Raw genomic sequence first — 19,939 nt, 5'->3', positions numbered from 1 at the left:
CGCGCGTCCAATCTGATGCTTTCGCGCACCACTTGGCGCTAAACTGTGGCTTTCCAGCCTAAACCGGGAAAACGAAACACCTGTCACGTCGGATGGTCAGCCACATGACCCGTCCCGGACTGGGAACAAAGACATTGGGCACCGTCGCCCTCAGGATCGAGCCGTCATGGTCCATCCGAAATTCAACAAGGCTTTCGTTGCCCAAAAACCGTGCCCGCTCGACTACGCCCCGCGCGGCAACGCCGTCGGTCGGTGTCGGCAGCGGCCCCTTGCCGTTACGGTCAAAGTCCAGCCGCACGTGCTGAGGGCGGAATACGATTTCGACATCTGTATTGTCCGGAACGCCGGGTGCCAGAAATTGCCCGAATGGCGTTTCGGCCAAGGCTCCATTCACTTTGGATTGCAAAACATTGATATCACTAAAAAACGCCACCGCCGCCTTGTCCGCCGGGCGGGTAAAGACGTTGTAGGGCGCGCCTTGTTGCACGACTTTACCCCGCCGCATCAGGGCGATTTCATCCGCCATGCGCATCGCTTCTTCCGGCTCATGCGTGACTAGAACAACTGCGGCGTCCTCTTCCTTGAGGATCGCAAGCGTTTCATCGCGAATGCCGTCCCGCAACCGGTTGTCGAGGCCCGAGAAAGGTTCATCCATCAGCATGATCCGCGGACGCGGGGCCAATGCGCGGGCCAGTGCCACACGTTGCTGCTCGCCACCTGACAGATGATGCGGGTAGTCATCGACGAAACGCATCAGGTCGACTTTGCGCAGCAGCGCTTCGACGCGGGCGCGCTTTTCGTCCCTATGCCCCTTCAGGCCAAAGGCCACATTGTCGGCAACGCTGAGATGCGGAAACAGGGCAAAATCCTGAAACATCAGCCCTATTTCACGCCGTTCGGGCGGCACACGAAACACCGTGTCACAGATCAACTTGCCATCGACATAGATTTCACCGGATTCCTGCATCTCGACCCCGGCGATCATGCGCAGGGTTGTCGACTTGCCGCAGCCCGAAGGCCCCAACAGACAGGTCACCTGCCCCGCCCGCACCGTCAGCGAGACGTCATCCACAACAACCCGCCCTTCATACCGGGCGATCAGATTTCGGATTTCCAGTCGAGGAGGAGTAGCGTTTTCTGTCACCGATGGGCCCCGTTGCCTTTCCCGATCAATTCCATCGGGCTTAGGCGGGGATAACAACCCCGCCCCTCAGGTGCAAGAGATCAGCAACAGCCGCCGGATGGGGCCTCGCCCGTGGCTTCAAACGGGCTTTCACCACCGCAGCCTTCGAATATCCCGTAGTGGGTCGAGAAATCACCGATGAACTCAAAATGCCGCGCGAAACGCGTATCTTTCAACATCATCCACGTGTTGCCGCAGACAGGAAAGACCTTGCCTACCTCGATCGCGTGGTGATCATCCAGTTCGAACAGATGCGGGGCGTTCGGGATGGTGCCTTTGTAGATCACGGCCTGGCCATAATCCTCACAGTCTCGCTCCAACTCGGGCAACTTGAAGAGACGGTAGGTGGCAGACAGGAATTTAAGAGGCGCGACGCGTTCTTCCAGAACCGCGTTTTCAATAGTCAGCGGACGATGCGTGACCCGGCGCGGATCACCAAAGCCTGCCTTACGCGACATCGACAGGAAATCGTTCCAATACAACGCGCCGGACAGGCATTCACCGTACAAAACGTCATCCTCGGCCATCTCTTTAGGCACTCGGCGGTCGGCGTAGACGTCCGAGAAATACATCTCGCCCCCGTCTTTCAGCAACCGATGCGCACCACGCAAAACAGCCTCTTTATCGGTGGCCAGATTGATCACGCAGTTCGAGACGATGATGTCAAAAGATCCGGGTTCTAGGTCAAGCTCATCCAGCTTTTCGATATAGCCATGGTGGAATTCCACATTGCTGGCAGAATGCCCAAAGGTCTGCGCGTGATAATCCTGATGCGCGCGCGCGATATCCAGTTGCTCCTGCGTCATGTCCACGCCGACAACGCGTCCCTTTTCACCTACCATGGCAGACAGGGCATAAACATCACGTCCCGCACCACAGCCGAGATCCAGAATGCTCATCCCCTCAAGGTCGTGCGGAGCGATCAGACCGCAGCCATAGTAGCGCGTCAGAACTTCGTCATGAATTTTCGACAGGATCTTTTTGACATGATCCGGCATGTCATCGGGCGTACAACACGCGTTTGTCTGTAAGTCCGAGCTGCCCTGCAGGACCTCGCCATAGTAATTCTGCACTGCCTCATGCTTCATCGCGGCTATCCTTCTGTCTGATGGCTGCATAGCAGCTAATGCAGCGCGGGGCTTGGCGCAATCCGGGCCTTTAGAATCTGACGAAAGCGTGAGGGCGTGTAGGGGTTATGCCAACAGTTCGAAATCAACACCCGCGCGCAGTTTGCCGTTCACCTGTATCTCAAGCCGATGCGCACCGGGGATCAGTTTGAACGTGGTCGCATCACCTTTAAGCTTGTGCTTTTTGGTCAGGGTAAGAGCACCATCTGCCAAAGTGGACTGTTTCAGCTTGTGCACTTTGGCTGAGGTTTTACCACCAGGCCTTTGAAAATGAACAATGTAATCCACCAAAACAGGTTGGTCGCCATTTCCACTCAGCATTACATCGAATTCCAGCGCGCCGCCAATCCTGGCATCACCCTTGATGGTGACATCGGCCGAAACCTTCGCATCCGGGTCAAAGCCCAACATTTTCATGGCGCGCGGATGGCCTGCTTTCACAAGCCCGCGCAAGGTGTGCGAGGTCATCCAGTCCATCTCAGCCTGATCCTGCCGCCCGTTCCTACCCCAATCCTGCAACCGGTCCAAAACCAGATCGGGGTCTTTTTTGGTGATGTCGTTCAGGTGGTTGGCCACCGACCGCGTGACATATCGCGTCCCATCGGCATGCAGCCGATCCAGTAAAGGCAGCGGATCGGTCAGGTCCAGCCCCACCGCCTGCCCCCAAGGCAAACGCGGTCTTGTGCCTTCGCTGACCAGCCGACGAACGTGATAGCTGTCATGCGCGCACCATTCCTTCATCCGCACCAGCACCTGTTCCTGATGGGTATTGAGGAATGGCCGTATGGCCCATTCCATTGAAAATCTTTGGGTCAGTTCCTCAAGCACATCCAATGACTGCCTCGGATGATCCAGCCCCACGGCAACAACCCAGTCACCCAGCGGAGCAAAGATGAAATCACCAAAATCATCATCGGTTTTGCCGGGATCCAAAGGCGGCGGCAAGGCGCGCAGCAGCGTAGGTGCGATCTGAGGCAAGTCGCCCGGCACCGCCTGTTGCAGACATTCGGCGATCCAGGCCATCCTCTCTTTCAGCTCCAGATCCAGCAGACGCGACATGACCTGCGCCTCAAACGCCTCGGCATCAAAGGACGGGTCCGCGCCCGCGAAAAGCCCCGCCAAATAGCGGGTCTTTTCGACATTAAACAGTTGATCTTTAAGTGAGAAGTTTTGAGCCATGATCACATCGTCAGATTGGTGGCGCCACCGTCCAGCAGTATGTTCTGCCCGACAATGAAACCGGCATTCTGCGAACACAGGAACGCACAGGCTGCGCCAAACTCTTCACGCGTTCCATACCGGCGCGCCGGGATGGTTGCCGCGCGTTCAGCGCGCGCCTCGTCCATCGAAATTCCTTTTTGCGCCGCGACACCACCATCCAATGAGTCCGCCCGGTCAGTGGCGTGAATGCCCGGCAGCAAGTTGTTGATCGTCACACCTTTTGGTGCAACCTGACGCGCAGTTCCGGCAACATAACCTGTCAGTCCGGTGCGGGCTGCATTCGACAGACCCAGCGCAGGGATCGGTGCGCGCACAGATTGCGAGGTGATATTCACCACCCGGCCCCAGCCTTTGTCCATCATCCCAGGCAACAAAGCCTTCATGAACGCAATTGGCGTCAGCATGTTGGAATCCAGCGCTTTGACGAAATCATCGCGATCCCAGTCCGACCACAAACCCGGGGGCGGGCCTCCGGCATTTGTCACAAGAATATCAACACCCTGCGCGGCTTCGATTACCTGCGCCTGCCCCTCCGCCGAAGTCACATCGCAGGCGATAGTCTGAACCTGTACGCCATGCTCTGCGCGAATGCGGTCAGCCGATGCCTCCAAAGCCTCGGTCCCACGCGCGTTCATCACCAGATCAACACCCGCCGCGGCCAATGCCTCGGCACAACCCAGACCCAAACCTTTGCTACTGGCACAAACCAACGCACGTTTACCTTTGATCCCAAGATCCATCTGATCCTCCCTGTCTTTGCCGCACATCTAGCACCAGCCTTTCAGGGAAGACCAGAAACCAAAACACGTTAGTAAAAGAACTCTTCGCGCACGATCTTGCCGTCCGCCACGTGGTAAATGGCGACTTCACGCATATCAAAGCTGTCACCGCTTTCCAGCACAGAACCCTTCACTTCGAAAATTACAGCAAAGCGGTCCTCACCATGCACAAATGGGTCACTTACCGAAGCTTCGGTTACATCATGTGCGCCTTCCCACCATTCGTGTTTGCCGCGGATCGCGTCGCGCCCGGCGACTTCGCGCCCCATACCCGAGTAATCCACAGCTTCGACAGAAACGGCGTTTTCTGCATAGAGCTTATCTAAATTTGCTTTTGCCCGGCCCTCGCGGCAACCAGCGACCAGTTCGTTTGCGATTTCTTTTAAATTCATCACACCTCTCCATCATTTGTTCACTATATGTTCTTTTTGCCATCGTCAGGCGATTCTGAACACTCCCTTTGTCTTGCCTCGGCAGAATTCCCCGCATATACGCGCGTTCATGCTTGATACCGCCTCGAACCAACCCGTTTTGCCGCCCGAGATCGCCCGGCGCCGGACATTCGCCATCATCTCGCACCCGGATGCGGGCAAAACGACGCTGACTGAAAAGTTCCTGTTGTACGGGGGCGCTATTCAGATGGCCGGTCAGGTGCGCGCCAAGGGCGAAGCCCGGCGCACCCGTTCGGACTTCATGCAGATGGAGAAGGATCGCGGCATCTCGGTTTCCGCATCGGCGATGTCTTTTGACTATGACACCTTCAGGTTCAATCTGGTGGATACGCCCGGCCACAGTGATTTCTCTGAAGACACCTATCGCACGCTGACCGCTGTGGACGCCGCCGTGATGGTCATCGACGGCGCGAAAGGTGTGGAAAGCCAGACGCAGAAACTGTTCGAGGTCTGTCGCCTGCGTGATCTGCCGATCCTGACCTTCTGTAACAAGATGGACCGCGAAAGCCGCGATACGTTCGAGATCATCGACGAAATTCAGGAAATGCTGGCCATTGACGTCACGCCTGCCGCGTGGCCCATCGGCGTCGGCCGCGATTTCATCGGCTGCTACGACATGCTGCGCGACCGGTTGGAGCTGATGGACCGCGCCGACCGTAACAAAGTGGCCGAAAGCATCGAGATCAACGGTCTTGATGACCCCAAGCTCGCGGAACACGTACCCGAGCACCTGCTGGAGAAGTTCCTAGAAGAGGTCGAGATGGCGCGGGAGCTGCTGCCCGCCATGGACCCGCAGGCGGTGCTTGAGGGGCATATGACCCCGATCTGGTTCGGTTCGGCGATCAACTCGTTCGGTGTCAAGGAACTGATGGAGGGCATCGGCGCTTATGGCCCGCAGCCGCAAATCCAATCTGCCGAACCGCGTCAAATCGCACCGGATGAAAAGAAGGTCGCCGGTTTTGTCTTCAAGGTTCAGGCAAATATGGACCCAAAGCACCGCGACCGCGTCGCCTTTGTTCGCATGGCATCGGGCCATTTCAAGCGTGGTATGAAGCTGACCCACGTGCGATCGAAAAAGCCGATGGCGATTTCGAACCCTGTGCTGTTTCTGGCGTCCGACCGCGAACTGGCCGAAGAGGCCTGGGCCGGTGATATCATCGGCATCCCCAACCACGGGCAATTGCGCATCGGCGACACGCTGACCGAAGGCGAAGCGATCCGGGTGACCGGCATCCCGTCCTTCGCGCCGGAACTGCTGCAAACCGTGCGCCCCGGCGATCCAATGAAGGCCAAGCATCTGGAAAAGGCTCTGATGCAATTTGCCGAGGAAGGTGCCGCGAAGGTGTTCAAACCTTCGATCGGATCGGGCTTTATCGTCGGCGTCGTCGGCGCGTTGCAATTCGAAGTACTCGCCAGCCGGATTGAGATGGAATACGGCCTGCCCGTGCGCTTTGAGGCGTCGCAATTCACCTCGGCCCGCTGGGTCAGCGGCGGCAAGGCCGAAGTCGAGAAGTTCGTCGAAGCCAACAAGCAGCACATCGCCCATGATCATGACGGCGATATCGTTTATCTGACGCGCCTGCAGTGGGACATCGACCGGGTCGTCCGCGACTACCCCGAACTGAACCTGACGGCCACGAAAGAGATGATGGCGTGATGGCACGGGCCGAAAGCACGAATGGATGATGATCTAACGTATTCGGGTGGCTTGCCCGCCCTGCAAGACAGGTTCGAAAGGCGACGAGCGCCTTTCGACTTCTCGGACGAGGTACTGCCGGCAGAAGATGTCGATCTGACCCATTTGACGCGTCAGATTGTTCCTGAAAGCGCGACACGGCCGCAACCCGGCCAGGCGGATACATCCTGGACGCGCAAACGCCGACACATCGCGCAGGAATTCGTCGGAAAATCTGAACTGGCGTTTCTGAACGCGCAGCTTATTTCGAACTTGCGGAAACGATCCTGGCCGAACCACGCCCCCGCCTTGTTTTGCCGGTTGTGGGCCGAGCATTCGGATCATCTGTTCAAGGCTTTGAATCGCGATCCCAGGACAGTGTTCCGGCGCCTGGCCAAAATGCGCAGGACTCGTACGGCGCGTAGGGAAGCGCGCCAATGACGACCTGGGGAATCGTGTCCATGGTTCGCGGATCGACCCGCGACATCCTCAGGTTCGCGGCCCATCACCTCGATCTGGGTGCGGATTATCTGTACATCTACCTGGACGAACCTAATCGTGAGGCGCACCGGGCCCTCAGGAAACACCCGAAAATCAGAGCGCGAATCTGCGATGATGTCTTTTGGGAGAAACGCAAACGCAACCGCCCGGACCGCCATCAGGTTCGTCAGACACTTCATGCCACATTCACCTATCGCAACACCGATCTGGACTGGCTGGCCCATATCGACGTGGATGAGTTCCTTTGGTCTTCAAAACCCATCCGGGAGCAGTTGCAATCCGTCCCCGCCGAAATCCCTGCCGTCCGCGTCCGGCCAATGGAGGCAATGGCAGGCGGCGAGGATCTGTTCAAGGCGCATATCCCCAGCGGCCCGGACCGCTCAGCCATGGTACAGTCCGTCTATCCCAACTATGGCAGCTTTGTACTCGGCGGGTTCCTCAGCCACGTTCAGGGTAAGCTGTTCGTCCGCACAGGCATGGAAAAGCTGAACTTTCGCATCCACAACCTGTTTCAAAACAAAAAACTTCTGCCCTGCAAATTCGAACTTCCGGGGTTGGAGCTTTGTCATCGCCACGCCCCTGACTGGGATCACTGGGCGGCGCATTACCAGTTCCGGATGGCGCGTGGGTCCTATCAACCCGGCATGTCCCCGAACGTTCCGCGCGAACTGGGCGGTCTGAACAAGAATGAGTTGTTCAACTGGATCGAGACAGAACAGGGCCAGGACGGCTTGCGCGCGTTTTATGACGAAATTAGCGGTGCCGATCCCGGCGTACGCGCACGTCTCGAAGAATATGGGTTGATCCGGCACAGACCGCTGGATCTGGACGCTAAGGTTGCGAAACACTTTCCCGGAAGCTGCTGAATTGTTGCGGAAAACCAGCAGTGGGCGTTAGCGACGTCAGGTTAAGGGCTCTTCATTTGACCCTGCCCCATGATTTTGTTATGTCCGCGCAAAGCCGAAATGCGCGTGACAGCGTATGGCCATCCGGGCCCGGCATTCCTTTGACGCGCGGGCTAGGTCTAGTGTCCGCATGAACCGGACATACATGACAAAATTCAACGAACTGAACCTGAACCCGAAGGTCCTCAAAGCCATTGAGGAAGCCGGATACGAAACGCCCACGCCAATTCAGGAAGGCGCGATACCCGCTGCCCTTGAAGGTCGGGATGTTCTGGGCATTGCTCAGACCGGCACCGGCAAGACGGCCAGCTTTACGCTGCCGATGATCACCTTGCTGGCCCGTGGGCGCGCCCGTGCACGGATGCCGCGCTCGCTGGTGCTGTGCCCGACCAGGGAACTGGCCGCGCAAGTGGCCGAGAATTTCGACACCTACGCCAAACACCTGAAACTGACCAAAGCTCTGCTGATCGGCGGCGTTAGCTTCAAAGAACAGGACGCGTTGATCGACCGGGGCGTTGACGTCCTGATCGCCACGCCGGGTCGCCTGTTGGACCATTTTGAACGCGGCAAGCTTCTTTTGACCGGTGTTCAGATTATGGTTGTCGACGAAGCTGACCGGATGCTGGACATGGGGTTCATCCCCGATATCGAACGCATCTTCTCGCTGACGCCGTTCACGCGCCAGACCTTGTTCTTTTCGGCCACTATGGCGCCCGAGATTGAGCGGATCACTGACACCTTCTTGTCCGCACCCACGCGGGTCGAGGTTGCGCGTCAGGCCACCGCTTCGGAAACTATTGAACAGGGCGTCGTGATGTTCAAAGGCGGTCGTCGGGATCGTGAGGCCAGCCAGAAACGCAATGTCCTGCGGGCGCTGATCGACGCTGAAGGCGAGAAGTGCACCAACGCCATCATCTTCTGCAACCGCAAGACCGATGTGGATATCTGCGCCAAATCTCTCAAGAAATACGGCTATGACGCCGCCGCGATCCACGGCGATCTGGATCAATCCCAGCGCACGAAAACACTCGACGGCTTCCGGGATGGGTCTTTGCGCCTACTCGTGGCCTCGGACGTGGCCGCGCGCGGATTGGATGTGCCATCCGTCAGCCATGTGATCAATTTCGACGTCCCCGGCCACCCCGAGGATTACGTCCACCGCATTGGCCGCACCGGTCGCGCCGGGCGTGAGGGCAAGGCGATCACGATCTGCTCTTCCCGCGATGAAAAGGCGCTGGCGGCGGTGGAGAAGTTGATTCAGAAAGAAATTCCCCGTCTGAACAACCCGATTGAGGCGGATGACTCCAAAGCCGATACCCCAAAAACCGAGAATCAGCCCAAAGCGGCGGACACCAAAAAGTCCGATCGGCGCAAAAGCGAGCCCCGTACGGAAAGAGAGCCTCGTAAGGATAGAGAACCGCGCAAGGATAGAGAGCCCCGTAAGGTCAAAGAGTCCAAAGGCCGCGGTCGCAGAGACGACAGGGGCCCTGCAGTTGTCGGAATGGGCGATCACTTGCCCAGCTTCATCGCCCTCAGCTTTGACGAACGCCGTGCAGGCTAAATCGTAAGCACCAGTGCCAGTATCGAGGCACCAAGCAACGTCATCCCGGCGATCTCGCGCCGGGTGATTCTTTCGCGGAAAAACAAGAGCGAGGCGAACAGGCTGAAGATCAGTTCGACCTGCCCGAGAGCTTTGACATAGGCCGCGTTTTGCAGCGTGAAGGCGAAGAACCAGCAGAACGATCCACATAGACTGGTGAGCCCGACAAAAACGCCCGTTCGGCGTGTGTCCCAAACCGCGCGTAGCTCGGCACGGTCGCGCCACAGCAGCCACAGCCCCATGCTGAGGAATTGGAACGAAACCACCACTGCCAAAGTGACCAGCGCCCGGAACCAGGCGTTCAAATCCCCCAGCTCCAACGAGGCACCGCGATAGCTGACGGATGAGAAAGCAAACAGCACGCCCGAACCCAGCCCAAGGCGCGATGCACGGTTGGTGAGGTGTGCCCACCAAGCCCCTTCTCCACCAGGACTTTTCGACAACAGCAAGACAGCCACCAGTCCCAGAACAATCGCAAACAACGCACCCGAGGATACCTGATCGCCCAGGACCAAAAATCCGACGATGGCGGTTTGGATAACTTCGGTCTTCTTGAATGTAATACCGACGGCAAAATTGCGTTGTTTGAACAGGGCCACCACGCAGATGGTCGCCAAAATCTGCGTTGTCCCGCCGATCACTGCAAACAACCAGAAACGCCCGGTCAGGGCCGGTAGGCTGAATCCGGTCAATTGCATTGCCACGATCAGCGCAAGGACTGCCAACGGCATGGAATAGGCAAACCGCGCAAAAGTCGCGCCGGCTGCCGAAAGTTTCACGGTGCTCAGCGACTTTTGCAGCATGAACCGCACGGTCTGAAATGCCGCGGCGGCGATGGTGATGGGAATCCACAAACTCATGGATTCCCTTGTGTCGTCAAATCAACCCTTTGGCCAGAGCGGATGCTCGACCGGGTCCTTGGTACGCCAGAAATAGGACCGGAAAATCTGCCCGTAAGACCGATAGACATAAGCCTCGTTGCTGGCCAGATAGCGGTCTTTTCCGGCACGATAGAGCGCAGGCAACCGGTACCACGGAGCACCGGGATTCATGTGATGAACGACGTGCAGATTGTTGTTCAGAAACAAAAAAGCCAACAACCCACGATCTTCGACAATGACTGTTCGGGCGCTGGAGTTTTCGTGCGCCCGGTGTTCAAGAAACGTCCGGATCTTGACCAAGCCCAAACCAATGTAGGCAGACAGAACAAATGCCCAAAGCGGCATTGGAGACCGAGCAACCACCCACAAAACCGCGGCCACTCCAATCAGGTGCAGTCCCCATGCCAACAGTACGGCTCTGTCTCCGCGTTTGGCGCCGCGCAACTCATCCCGAAAGAAGATATACTGACCAATCGTGGGGCCCAACACCATGCGCCCGAGCAGTGTGTTGTTCGCCCTCAGGAGCCGCTTTTGCCAGCTTTTGAGCGTATTCCAAACCTTCGGGTCCAGATAGTTCGACTCGGGATCGTCATAGGGGTCGGTCAGCGTCGAATCCCTGTGATGCGCCAGATGCAGATCGCGGAACCGGTTGTACGGAATGAACAAGGTCAGAGGCAGGGCCATCAGCGCCTCGTTCAGCCAACGCGTGCGGAACGGGTGCCCGTGCAGCGCCTCGTGCGTCAGCGACGAGTGCAGCGCCGCGACCAAGCCCATGGCCGGGATTGCCAGCCAAATGGGAAGTGTGAGTATCACCGCCAGCCACGCTGCATAACACGCAATGATCAGGGCAAAGGTGCCCCACTCGGGACCCGGCCGCTCAGACATTTCGGCCCCATGTGATGCCCGCCCAGACACGCTCATAGATCACGTACATCGTCAGGCCGATGCCCGTGTTCACAATCGCCAGAGTTCCACCAACTGCGGCAGAGCCTGTCGCGATAAGGCCCACCAGCGTCATCATGACCAGGCCCATCGCATTCCACACCACAGCCTTCACGACCGATCTTCGTCGCGTTTCCATTCCGTCACCCATATTATTGTTATGTTTTAAGAATTACGGATCGTGGCCGAGTTGAAAATTCTGAATATGATTAACAAAACTCATCACTTATGATAAAAATCATCATATGACGGATAAATTAGACAAACGAGACCGCGCTGCGCAGTTTCGCCAACGCCTTGCCCGCGCGATGGAAGAACGTGACATCAGCCAAAGCGCGCTTGCCCGGGATATCGGTGTCGACCGATCGACCGTATCCCAACTTTTGACTGGCGAAGGTGCGCGCCTGCCGAACGCGCATGTCGTTGGCAGCTGCGCCACAGCGCTTGGTGTTTCGGCTGACTGGCTGCTGAGCTTATCGGATCGGCCAGAAAGCGCTGCAGAGCTACTGGCGCTTTCTCTGAGTATGACCAAGGCGCCCCGCGCGCTGGTCGATGAGCGCATTTTTGAATGGCACAAAGAGGCGGCTGGCTACAAGGTTCGCTATGTACCTGCCACCCTGCCCGACATGCTGAAAACCCGCGCTGTGCTAGAGTGGGAATACGCCCCGCATCTGGGGCGAACAGCGGACCAGGCCATCGGCGCATCAGAAGACCGGCTGACGTGGATGCGCAGCGCGCAATCAGATTATGAAATCGCCATGCCACTGTATGAGATCGACAGTTTTGCCCGCGCGACCGGATACTACGAAGGCCTGTGCCCGAAAATCAGGATGGAACAGATCGACCACCTGTTAAAGCTGAGCGACCAGCTTTATCCCCGCATGCGCATCTATCTGTTTGATGCCAAACGCCTCTACTCTGCGCCCGTCACGATTTTTGGTCCGCTGCTGTGTGTGTTCTACGCGGGCAGCCACTATATGGCCTTTCGGGACCGCGACAGGATCGAAGTTTTTTCCCGTCATTTTGATACGTTGGTGCGCGAAGCGGATGTGACGGCACGGGATTTCCCCGAACACCTCAGGCAGCTGCGATCAACAATATCTACCTGATCGCAGTCCCATAGATGCGTAAGCGACCAAGGTGTGATATCGTCACTTGGCGCGAACTTTCGAGCGATCCGATCACAGACGGAGGACCATAAGAATGGACGCACTAAAAACCGCTCAATACGCACGGGCGCTTTATTCCGCCCACGGAGATCAGGCCGAGGCGGAAGCCGCGCAGAAGATGCGCGAATGCAAAGACGCCGGGAACATGCAGCAAGCCCGCGACTGGCAGGCGGTTCGCCAGAGCATCCGCCAGATTCGCGGACCCAATCAGGGTTAGATTTTCGGGTCGGGGTTGACGGTGTGCCCATCGACGGCAATCACCTGCCCCGACACCAGCCGCGCCGCATCCGATGCAAGGAACACGGCCATATTGGCGATGTCGTGCCCTTCGACGAAGCGACCCATTGAAGTGCCTGAGGCATAACCCTCATAGACCTGATCACGTGTCATGCCCTTGGCATCGGCCTCGCGCTGCAGGACGCCTTCCATCCGCGGACCCTCAACCGAGCCAGGGCAAATGACATTGCACCGCACTCCGTGTGCGCCCAGCTCCATCGCCAGCGTTTTGGCTAGCCCGATCATCCCCCATTTCGCCGCAGCATAGGGCGCGCGATTGGGATAGCCGTATTGTCCCGCAGTCGAAGACGTTATGACCACCGCGCCGTTGCCTTGCCGTTTCAGGATCGGAGACGCGTATTTGGCGCACAAAAAGGCCCCTTCCAGGTTCACCGAAAGACACATGCGCCAATCGTCCAATGCAACGTCTTCAACCAAAGCGGTTGGTCCCGCGATTCCTGCGTTTGCGCACAGGGTATCCAAACCACCCCATTCCGCCTCGATGTCATTGAACAAGGTGGCCATGGCATCCTCATCCGCGACGTTCGCCTCGGACCGCTGCCAATGGGCCGGGCAATCAGACAGGGCCTTCGGGTTGACGTCAGCCACCCAAACCTGCGCACCGGCTGTATCAAAGGCCTCGGCCATGGCGCGGCCAACGCCTGACGCGCCGGCCGTGATCAGAACGCGCCCACTCATGCTGGTTTCCGGATCGCAGCACCCGCACCTTCCGGATAGGGCAATCCGGCCTGAGCTTCGGCGATCCGAGCCATGGCAGCTTCAATCTCGGCCGAAGGTGCGCTCGGGCGGCGGGTTTCCAGACTGACATGCAGCAGGAAGCTTTCGCCCGTCGCCAACAGCTTGTCGCCTTCGTACATGGAATGGAACACGTGCAGCTTCTTACCCTGCCCCAACAGCATCTGCGTGCGCACTTCGATCTTTGCACCGGCGTGGACTTCGTCGATATAGCGGATGTGGTTTTCGGCCGTGAAATAGCTGCCGCCCGAGGCGATGTAATCCGCATCACACCCCATGATCTCCATGAACCGGTCGGTCGCCGCGGCGAAGGCCTCAAGGTAACGCGCCTCGTTCATGTGACCGTTATAATCGGTCCAGTCCAACGGCACCGCGCGCGACAAGGTCAGAATTGGCTGGCTTAGATCGGCCTGATCCATCGTCGGCAAAGCACCCGGTTTCAGCGCCACGTCATGCTGGTTCAGAACAGCACCGGCCCCATAGTTCTGCGCCTTGAGCGCCCGCATCATACCAACGAGGTTATTGTCGCGGATGCGCTCTAGTTCGCGGATCGAGTGCATGCCCGATTGCGCGTCAGACTGATCCGCGATCATGTCGACCAGCTCATCAGTGAATTCGGGCACATCCATCAGCTTGGTCCAAGGCCATTGCAACGCCGGGCCGAACTGCGCCATGAAGTGCCTCATCCCCGCCTCACCACCGGCTACACGATAGGTTTCGAACAGACCCATCTGTGCCCAGCGAATGCCAAAGCCCATGCGAATTGCTTCGTCGATTTCTTCGGTTGTCGCGATACCGTCTTTGACCAGCCACAGCGCCTCGCGCCAGACGGCTTCGAGGAACCGGTCAGCAATATGCGCGTCGATCTCTTTTTTGACATGCAGAGGGAAGAAGCCCACCGATTTCAACAGGTCCTTCGCGCGGTCGACCATTTCGGGCGGGTTCTTGTCGGTCGGCACCAATTCGATCAGCGGCAGCAGATACACCGGGTTGAACGGGTGCGTCACAACAATCTGTTCTGGGCGCAGCGCTCCTTCCTGCAGCTCGGACGGTTTGAACCCGCTGGTTGACGACCCGATGATCGCCTCCGGATCGCAGGCATCCTGCAAGCTTTTGTAAACCTTCAGCTTCAGATCCAGCCGTTCAGGTACACTTTCCTGAATCCAGATGGCGCCTTGCACGGCGTCAGTCAGATCGTCGTGGAAGGTAAGCGCCCCCTCAGACGGCAAAAGCACATCACTCAACCCCGGCAGAGACCGGCGCGCGTTGTCGAGTACCTCACCAATCTTGCGCTCGGCCTCCGGGTCCGGATCGAACACGCGGACATCCCAACCGTTAAGCAAGAACCGCGCGGCCCACCCGCCGCCGATTACACCACCACCGATGATAGCTGCTGTTTTTGTCATTTCTTTTCCTAGTCGATACAGATCACCAGCTCGCGTCCCGTCTCATCCAGATGAGGAATGCACCCGAACTGCGGCGTGACCGCGCTGCATTGTTTGGTCTCGGACAGGCAAAAGCCTTGACAGTCCGAACCTTTTTCACAGGTCTTGCCCGCATCTGCCAGCGGCAGAACGCACACATATTGCTGGGCTTTGCCTGCAACCTCGTAGACACCGCCTTTGGCTTCGCAGGCCTGCCTCCCATTGTTCACAGAAGCCGCCTCCGCCTTTTCATCCGCCGGAAGGCAAGCCGCCATAAGCCCCGCTCCAACGACAGCCAGACACCGCAACATCACTTTCATGAGTCTCATTCCCTCAGTTGATGCCCCGGTGTCCTGGCAAGGCGAACTTCCTACAAGGAGAAAATTCAGCCCTTAGGTGCTCGTTTCACCAGCCCCAGCTTCTCACGCACTTCCTGCGCGCCGATCACCCGCGCGCCCATGTTCGAAACGATGGTGTTCGCCCGCTCAACCAGCTGCCAGTTTTCCGCAAGAACGCCTTTATCGAGGAACAGATTGTCCTCAAGGCCAACGCGCACATTGCCGCCCGCCAGCACCGAAGCCGACGCATATGCCATCTGGTTCCGCCCAAGCGCGAATGCGCTGAAGGTCCAGTCATCAGGCACGTTATTCACCATGGCCATAAAGGTGTTCAGATCATCCGGAGCCCCCCACGGCACGCCCATGCACAGCTGAACCAGCGCCGGGCTGTCCAGAACGCCGTCCTTCACCAACTGCTTGGCGTACCACAGATGACCGGTATCAAAGGCCTCGATCTCAGGCTTCACGCCCAGATGCGTCATCATCCGGCCCATCGCCTGCAGCATGCCTGGCGTGTTGGTCATGACATAGTCAGCTTCGGCAAAATTCATGGTGCCGCAATCAAGAGTACAGATTTCGGGCAGACATTCAGCCACATGCTCCACCCGAGCAGCCGCGCCGATCATGTCGGTGCCGTCCGCGTTCAACGGCAGTGGAGATTCCGTCGGGCCAAAAATCATGTCGCCGCCCATCCCGGCGGTGAGGTTCAGCACAACGTCGACCTCGGCTTCACGAATGCGATCAGTCACCTCGCGGTACAGGTCCAGACGACGGCTGGGTGCACCGGTTTCCGGATCACGCACGTGGCAATGCACGATGGCCGCGCCTGCCTTGGCCGCGGCGATCGCACTTTCGGCAATCTGCTTGGGCGAACGCGGCACATGCGGGCTGCGATCCTGTGTTCCGCCCGAGCCGGTGACAGCGCAGGTGATGAAGACTTCGCGGTTCATTTCCAGTGGCATGGTGTTTTCCCCAACTTATACCCGGTTTTGACCTAAGTTATCCTCAGGCTTCTCCCCGGATTCCGATTTGCGTTCATCCCCGACTCTGGCGCAGCTTTATGGAAACAACTTGCCAGAATGCGAATCGAACTTGATGAAATCCGCAAAAAACATATTGCAGCCCGAACATCGCGCCCTAAAAACGGCCGTGCTGGTTCTGGATGAATGCAACACGCTCAGCTTTGCCTCGGCCGTTGATCCCATGCGCGCCGCCAACCGTCTGGCGGACCGCCCAGCCTTTGACTGGGATTATGTGACGGCCACAGCGGAACCGGCGATGCTGACCAGCGCCCTGAATGTTCCAGGCACACCGCTGGCTCGATTGCAGGGTTGCGACCTGATGATCGTCATTGCAGGTTTCCAACTGGCCCGTCACGCCACACCCAGCTTGCTCGCCGGACTGCGCCGCATTGCCGGTACCGGAGCCACCATGGCTGGCATCGACGGCGGCCCCTGGCTACTGGCTGAAGCCGGCCTGCTGAACGGCCACTCCGCCACAACGCACTGGGAGGATCTGGACAATTTCGCGACCCGCTTCCCCGAAGTCGATGTTCGCCCCGACCGATTCACTGTGTCCGGCAACCGTCTGACCTCAGGCGGCGCGATCCCCGCGGTCGAGATGATGCTACACATCATCGCCGCGCGCCACGGCGCAGGTTTTGCTGCCCGCGTGTCCGGCCTGTTCCTCTACGAGGGCGCACCGGAACCGTCCAAGCCACAAAGCCGTACAGGCGTGCCGCATCGTCATACGGCTCTGACAGCAAAGGCGAACTCTCTCATGGAAAGGTCTCTTGAGGATCCGCTGCCATTGGCCGACATCGCCGATACCTTGGGCACCAGCCCTCGTACTCTGCAACAACAGTTCCGTCTGCGCCTGAACACAACGCCGCAGGATCACTATCTGCAACTGCGCCTGGCCGAAGCGCGGCGTCTGGTCACCGATACGGATATGCCACTGATGGACGTGGCACTCGCCACAGGCTTTGCCTCACAATCCAGCTTTGCCCGTGCTTTCCGCACCGCGCACGGCCTGTCGGCCAGAGACCTCCGTCAGGACCGGATCCAGCCCACACATCACTGACCGGATCCGCTTCATCTGGCTAAAAATTTCCCGGGGGAGTCGCGCAAAGCGCGGCGGATGCAGAGCCCCCTTAGAACGGCATCGGATGCGCGCGATGCGCGGCACTGATATCCGCCAGGACATCATCCGCCAACACCACCTCCGTGCCCCCCAGAATATGGGCCAGCTGCGAAATTGTGGTCGCGCCAAAAATAGCAGACATCATGAACGGGCGTGTCCGGCACCATGCCAGCGCCATATGCACCGGATCCAGGCCATGCCGCTGCGCTATCTCCAGATAGGCATCGACGGCCCCAAACACACGCTCGTACTTTCGCCCACCCATGGTCGGAACAAGATCCATGCGCGAGCCCTTAGGCACCGCTCCGCCCTGATACTTGCCCGTCAGAAACCCTGCCGCCAACGGAGAAAACGCCATCAGGCCGACATCTTCGTGCACGCTTAGCTCGGCCATATCGGTGTCGAAGTGGCGGCACAGCAGAGAATACTCATTCTGGACCGAAGCGACCCGTGGCGCGCCCAACTGTTCGGCCAGCCGCAGCCATTGCGCGGTGCCCCATGCGCTTTCATTCGACAGGCCGAATGCGCGGATGTTGCCCTTGTCGACTTGCTGTTGCAGGGCTTCAAGACACTCCTGCATATTCGCCAACACCTCATCGGTGTTGTGACCAGACGGCGCATAGTCCCAGTTCTGTCGAAACATGTAACTGCCGCGATTGGGCCAGTGAAACTGATACAGATCGATGCAATCTGTCTGCAAACGACGCAGAGATCCCTCGATCGCTTCGGGGATCGTTTGCGCAGAAATTGGTGCCCCGTCGCGTGCATGCGCGAAACCTGCACCGGAGTGTTTGGTCGCCAGAATATACTCCGCCCGCCGCGCGGGGTTCACCGCGTTCCAGTTGCCCAGGATTTCTTCGGTCCGCCCCACGGTCTCTTTCGAGACCGGGTTCACCGGGTACATCTCAGCGGCGTCAACGAAATTGATCCCGGCCTCCAGCGCCATGTCGATCTGGGTATGTGCATCCGCTTCAGAGGTCTGCGTCCCAAACGTCATGGTGCCAAGGCACAGATCCGTCACTTCAATACCAGTGCGCCCCAATGGGTTCTTTTTCATCTCAAAATCCTTCTGCTCGCAACGTCGCGCACCCTAAAGCAGAGAACAGGTAGGGCAAGGGTGCAGGCGATCAATTCCTGTGCAACAAGGGGTTGGGCTTATTCAAACCTCACTGCAAAAAGCGGTATAAAGCCAAACGCAGCGCACGGCGTTTTCTGCCCCCTGTGATACGGGTATCCATGCCGATTCCAGCGAATGCGCTTACCTTTCAAAGTTTTGGTCCGCAATGCGGTCCAATGCTTCCGGTCACTGCAGCTGCGCCAATGCCGGCTTTAGGTTGCTCGTGAGATTCCGCTGAAATGAGAATTCCAAACCTCTCGTCGAACCTCATCTCTGGCCTCGTATGCCGCTATTGCTTCGTCTAGATCATCTGGTTCAAGCGCGTCCTCACCTCTGGCGATCCGCGTGACTTGCATCGTGTACCATGCAGTCACACCGCCTTCCGGAGGGTTTCTGAAACGTGGGAATTGTGGCTCGTCGCGTTGATCGGAAAGCCAAAATGATGGCAATTCTGGATCAACGACCAATGCGCGGGCCAATCCAACGAGATCGGCTTTGCCCTCTGCAATGGCGCTTTTGGCCTGTGCAAGCGTCTTGAAACCGCCCGTCACCATAAGGGGAATGTTCGTTTTCGCACGCGCACGTTCAGCAAAATCAAGAAAATAGGCGCCGGAACCCGCGCGATCTGATGATGACGCAGCACCTGGAAAATATGTGCCACCGCTGACATCAATCAGATCAATTGTTGTTTTATCTAATGCCGCAGTGACCTCAAGGGATTCATCTTCAGCGAAGCCGCCTTCAAGTTGATCTGTCGCGTTCAACTTGATGCCCACAGGGAAATCCGGGCCAACGGCATTGCGCACGGCGCTGATCACTTCCAACAGCAGCCTCATCCGGTTTTGCAAAGAACTGCCATAGGCATCTTCGCGTTTGTTGAATAGCGGAGACAGAAACTGGTTGAGTAAGAATCCATGGGCCGCATGCAACTCAACGCCACCGAACCCAAGCCGCTTGGCAAGGTTTGCTGTGCGTGCAAATTCGGCCGGCAGCGCATGGATCTCATCCAAGGACAGCGCTTCGCATTTCAGACTGGGCAAATCAAGTCTACTCGGCCCCTTCGGCGAGCTGATCGGAGCATCCGCCATCGCACCTGCATGTCCAAGTTGCGGCCACAAATGAGCGTCGTTGGTTGCCCCTGCCTGTGCAAGTTTTCTTAGAAATGCGAAATCGGATTGATCGTTCAAAACCAAATTGCCGGGCTTCTCTGCGAAATGAGGTGTGCCTTGCACTTCGCCGATGATCGACAGGGCGAGGCCGCCAGTTGCCCAACGCTCATAGAGCTTGATTTGATCATCACTTGGATTGCCTTTGCCGTCACCAAGCGAGTCAGACATCGCCGATTTAGCAATTCGGTTTTTAAGAGTTACGCCGCAGGGCAGAATTAGCGGCTGGCGCAAGAGAGACTGGGTTCTATTGGACATTTGGTTCCTCAAACTTTTGCCTTAACA

General features: G+C 58.0%; 21 protein-coding genes. 7 read left to right on the top strand and 14 right to left on the bottom strand.

All coding sequences use genetic code 11. The features are described 5' to 3' along the window. Positions 1-58 precede the first annotated feature (58 nt). The 5 genes from AC2FLJ_RS08865 to AC2FLJ_RS08845 form a co-directional block, all read right to left on the bottom strand. Entirely contained in the window at positions 59-1,144 is a 1,086-nt protein-coding gene (locus tag AC2FLJ_RS08865) for an ABC transporter ATP-binding protein (protein WP_234998988.1), read from the bottom strand. A gap of 80 nt (positions 1,145-1,224) precedes the next feature. Then, complete coding sequence (locus tag AC2FLJ_RS08860) at positions 1,225-2,271, bottom strand: methyltransferase domain-containing protein (protein WP_496696609.1); 1,047 nt, start codon at positions 2,269-2,271, stop codon at positions 1,225-1,227. A gap of 105 nt (positions 2,272-2,376) precedes the next feature. Then, a complete protein-coding gene (locus tag AC2FLJ_RS08855) occupies positions 2,377-3,489 on the bottom strand; it encodes a YhaZ family DNA alkylation repair protein (RefSeq protein ID WP_496696611.1) in 1,113 nt (370 codons plus the stop codon). A 2-nt stretch (positions 3,490-3,491) separates the two neighbouring features. After that, a complete protein-coding gene (locus AC2FLJ_RS08850; RefSeq protein WP_496696613.1) occupies positions 3,492-4,271 on the bottom strand; it encodes an SDR family oxidoreductase in 780 nt (259 codons plus the stop codon). A gap of 68 nt (positions 4,272-4,339) precedes the next feature. Continuing rightward, positions 4,340-4,702, bottom strand: a complete 363-nt coding sequence (locus tag AC2FLJ_RS08845) for a SnoaL-like domain-containing protein (protein WP_496696615.1) — start codon at positions 4,700-4,702, stop codon at positions 4,340-4,342. Positions 4,703-4,811: 109 nt separating this feature from the next. On the opposite strand from AC2FLJ_RS08845, the gene AC2FLJ_RS08840 reads away from it, so the two are divergent. The 4 genes from AC2FLJ_RS08840 (at position 4,812) to AC2FLJ_RS08825 (ending at position 9,404) form a co-directional block, all read left to right on the top strand. Continuing rightward, positions 4,812-6,419: a peptide chain release factor 3 gene (locus AC2FLJ_RS08840; RefSeq protein WP_058271831.1), complete on the top strand. Its 1,608-nt coding sequence runs from the start codon at positions 4,812-4,814 to the stop codon at positions 6,417-6,419. 21 nt (positions 6,420-6,440) lie between these two features. Beyond that, positions 6,441-6,878: a hypothetical protein gene (locus AC2FLJ_RS08835; RefSeq protein ID WP_496696618.1), complete on the top strand. Its 438-nt coding sequence runs from the start codon at positions 6,441-6,443 to the stop codon at positions 6,876-6,878. Next, on the top strand, positions 6,875-7,804 hold the full coding sequence (locus AC2FLJ_RS08830; RefSeq protein ID WP_496705333.1) for a glycosyltransferase family 2 protein: 930 nt from the start codon (positions 6,875-6,877) through the stop codon (positions 7,802-7,804). Before AC2FLJ_RS08835 ends, AC2FLJ_RS08830 begins: the two co-directional genes overlap by 4 nt. 184 nt (positions 7,805-7,988) lie before the next feature. Next, positions 7,989-9,404, top strand: coding sequence for a DEAD/DEAH box helicase (locus tag AC2FLJ_RS08825; protein ID WP_282168173.1), 1,416 nt, complete (start codon positions 7,989-7,991; stop codon positions 9,402-9,404). On the opposite strand, the gene AC2FLJ_RS08820 is transcribed toward AC2FLJ_RS08825, so the two are convergent. From AC2FLJ_RS08820 to AC2FLJ_RS08810, 3 genes are read right to left on the bottom strand one after another with little or no spacing between them, the layout of a single operon-like run. Continuing rightward, positions 9,401-10,303 (bottom strand): EamA family transporter, encoded by a 903-nt coding sequence (locus tag AC2FLJ_RS08820; RefSeq protein WP_282118268.1) that lies wholly within the window; start codon positions 10,301-10,303, stop codon positions 9,401-9,403. The two genes, AC2FLJ_RS08825 and AC2FLJ_RS08820, sit on opposite strands and share 4 nt — an antisense overlap. A gap of 21 nt (positions 10,304-10,324) precedes the next feature. After that, positions 10,325-11,209, bottom strand: coding sequence for a fatty acid desaturase (locus tag AC2FLJ_RS08815; RefSeq protein WP_496705330.1), 885 nt, complete (start codon positions 11,207-11,209; stop codon positions 10,325-10,327). Further along, positions 11,202-11,405 carry a DUF2061 domain-containing protein gene (locus AC2FLJ_RS08810; protein ID WP_058278218.1) on the bottom strand — a complete coding sequence of 68 codons (204 nt, stop codon included), beginning with the start codon at positions 11,403-11,405 and terminating at the stop codon, positions 11,202-11,204. Before AC2FLJ_RS08810 ends, AC2FLJ_RS08815 begins: the two co-directional genes overlap by 8 nt. A gap of 106 nt (positions 11,406-11,511) precedes the next feature. On the opposite strand from AC2FLJ_RS08810, the gene AC2FLJ_RS08805 reads away from it, so the two are divergent. Both AC2FLJ_RS08805 and AC2FLJ_RS08800 read left to right on the top strand, forming a co-directional pair. Continuing rightward, positions 11,512-12,375, top strand: a complete 864-nt coding sequence (locus tag AC2FLJ_RS08805; protein WP_496705328.1) for a helix-turn-helix domain-containing protein — start codon at positions 11,512-11,514, stop codon at positions 12,373-12,375. A gap of 94 nt (positions 12,376-12,469) precedes the next feature. Further along, positions 12,470-12,652: a hypothetical protein gene (locus tag AC2FLJ_RS08800; protein ID WP_058271838.1), complete on the top strand. Its 183-nt coding sequence runs from the start codon at positions 12,470-12,472 to the stop codon at positions 12,650-12,652. On the opposite strand, the gene AC2FLJ_RS08795 is transcribed toward AC2FLJ_RS08800, so the two are convergent. The 4 genes from AC2FLJ_RS08795 to bcoG all read right to left on the bottom strand — a co-directional run bounded on the left by AC2FLJ_RS08795 (position 12,649) and on the right by bcoG (position 16,191). Further along, positions 12,649-13,410 (bottom strand): SDR family oxidoreductase, encoded by a 762-nt coding sequence (locus AC2FLJ_RS08795; RefSeq protein ID WP_496705326.1) that lies wholly within the window; start codon positions 13,408-13,410, stop codon positions 12,649-12,651. The genes AC2FLJ_RS08800 and AC2FLJ_RS08795 overlap by 4 nt on opposite strands. Then, the gene (locus tag AC2FLJ_RS08790; protein WP_496705324.1) at positions 13,407-14,873 is read right to left on the bottom strand and encodes a carnitine 3-dehydrogenase; all 1,467 of its coding nucleotides are present in this window, start codon (positions 14,871-14,873) and stop codon (positions 13,407-13,409) included. Before AC2FLJ_RS08790 ends, AC2FLJ_RS08795 begins: the two co-directional genes overlap by 4 nt. A gap of 8 nt (positions 14,874-14,881) precedes the next feature. Next, positions 14,882-15,211, bottom strand: coding sequence for a hypothetical protein (locus AC2FLJ_RS08785; RefSeq protein WP_109311737.1), 330 nt, complete (start codon positions 15,209-15,211; stop codon positions 14,882-14,884). Positions 15,212-15,276: 65 nt separating this feature from the next. Then, positions 15,277-16,191, bottom strand: coding sequence for a 3-dehydrocarnitine:acetyl-CoA trimethylamine transferase BcoG (gene bcoG, locus AC2FLJ_RS08780; protein ID WP_058271842.1), 915 nt, complete (start codon positions 16,189-16,191; stop codon positions 15,277-15,279). 133 nt (positions 16,192-16,324) lie between these two features. Here bcoG and AC2FLJ_RS08775 point away from each other — a divergent pair, with 133 nt between their 5' ends. After that, a complete protein-coding gene (locus tag AC2FLJ_RS08775; protein ID WP_496696628.1) occupies positions 16,325-17,311 on the top strand; it encodes a GlxA family transcriptional regulator in 987 nt (328 codons plus the stop codon). A gap of 70 nt (positions 17,312-17,381) precedes the next feature. Here AC2FLJ_RS08775 and AC2FLJ_RS08770 read toward each other — a convergent pair whose 3' ends face one another. Together AC2FLJ_RS08770 and AC2FLJ_RS08765 are read right to left on the bottom strand one after the other, a co-directional pair. Further along, positions 17,382-18,428: an aldo/keto reductase gene (locus AC2FLJ_RS08770; protein WP_496705322.1), complete on the bottom strand. Its 1,047-nt coding sequence runs from the start codon at positions 18,426-18,428 to the stop codon at positions 17,382-17,384. Between the two features lie 272 nt (positions 18,429-18,700). Next, positions 18,701-19,912 (bottom strand): NADH:flavin oxidoreductase/NADH oxidase family protein, encoded by a 1,212-nt coding sequence (locus tag AC2FLJ_RS08765; protein ID WP_496705320.1) that lies wholly within the window; start codon positions 19,910-19,912, stop codon positions 18,701-18,703. Between the last annotated feature and the right edge of the window lie 27 nt (positions 19,913-19,939).

Source organism: Ruegeria sp. CDSA034, from assembly GCF_059612275.1.
Note: the sequence above shows the minus strand (reverse complement) of the source record. Positions and strands in the feature narration are given on the sequence as shown.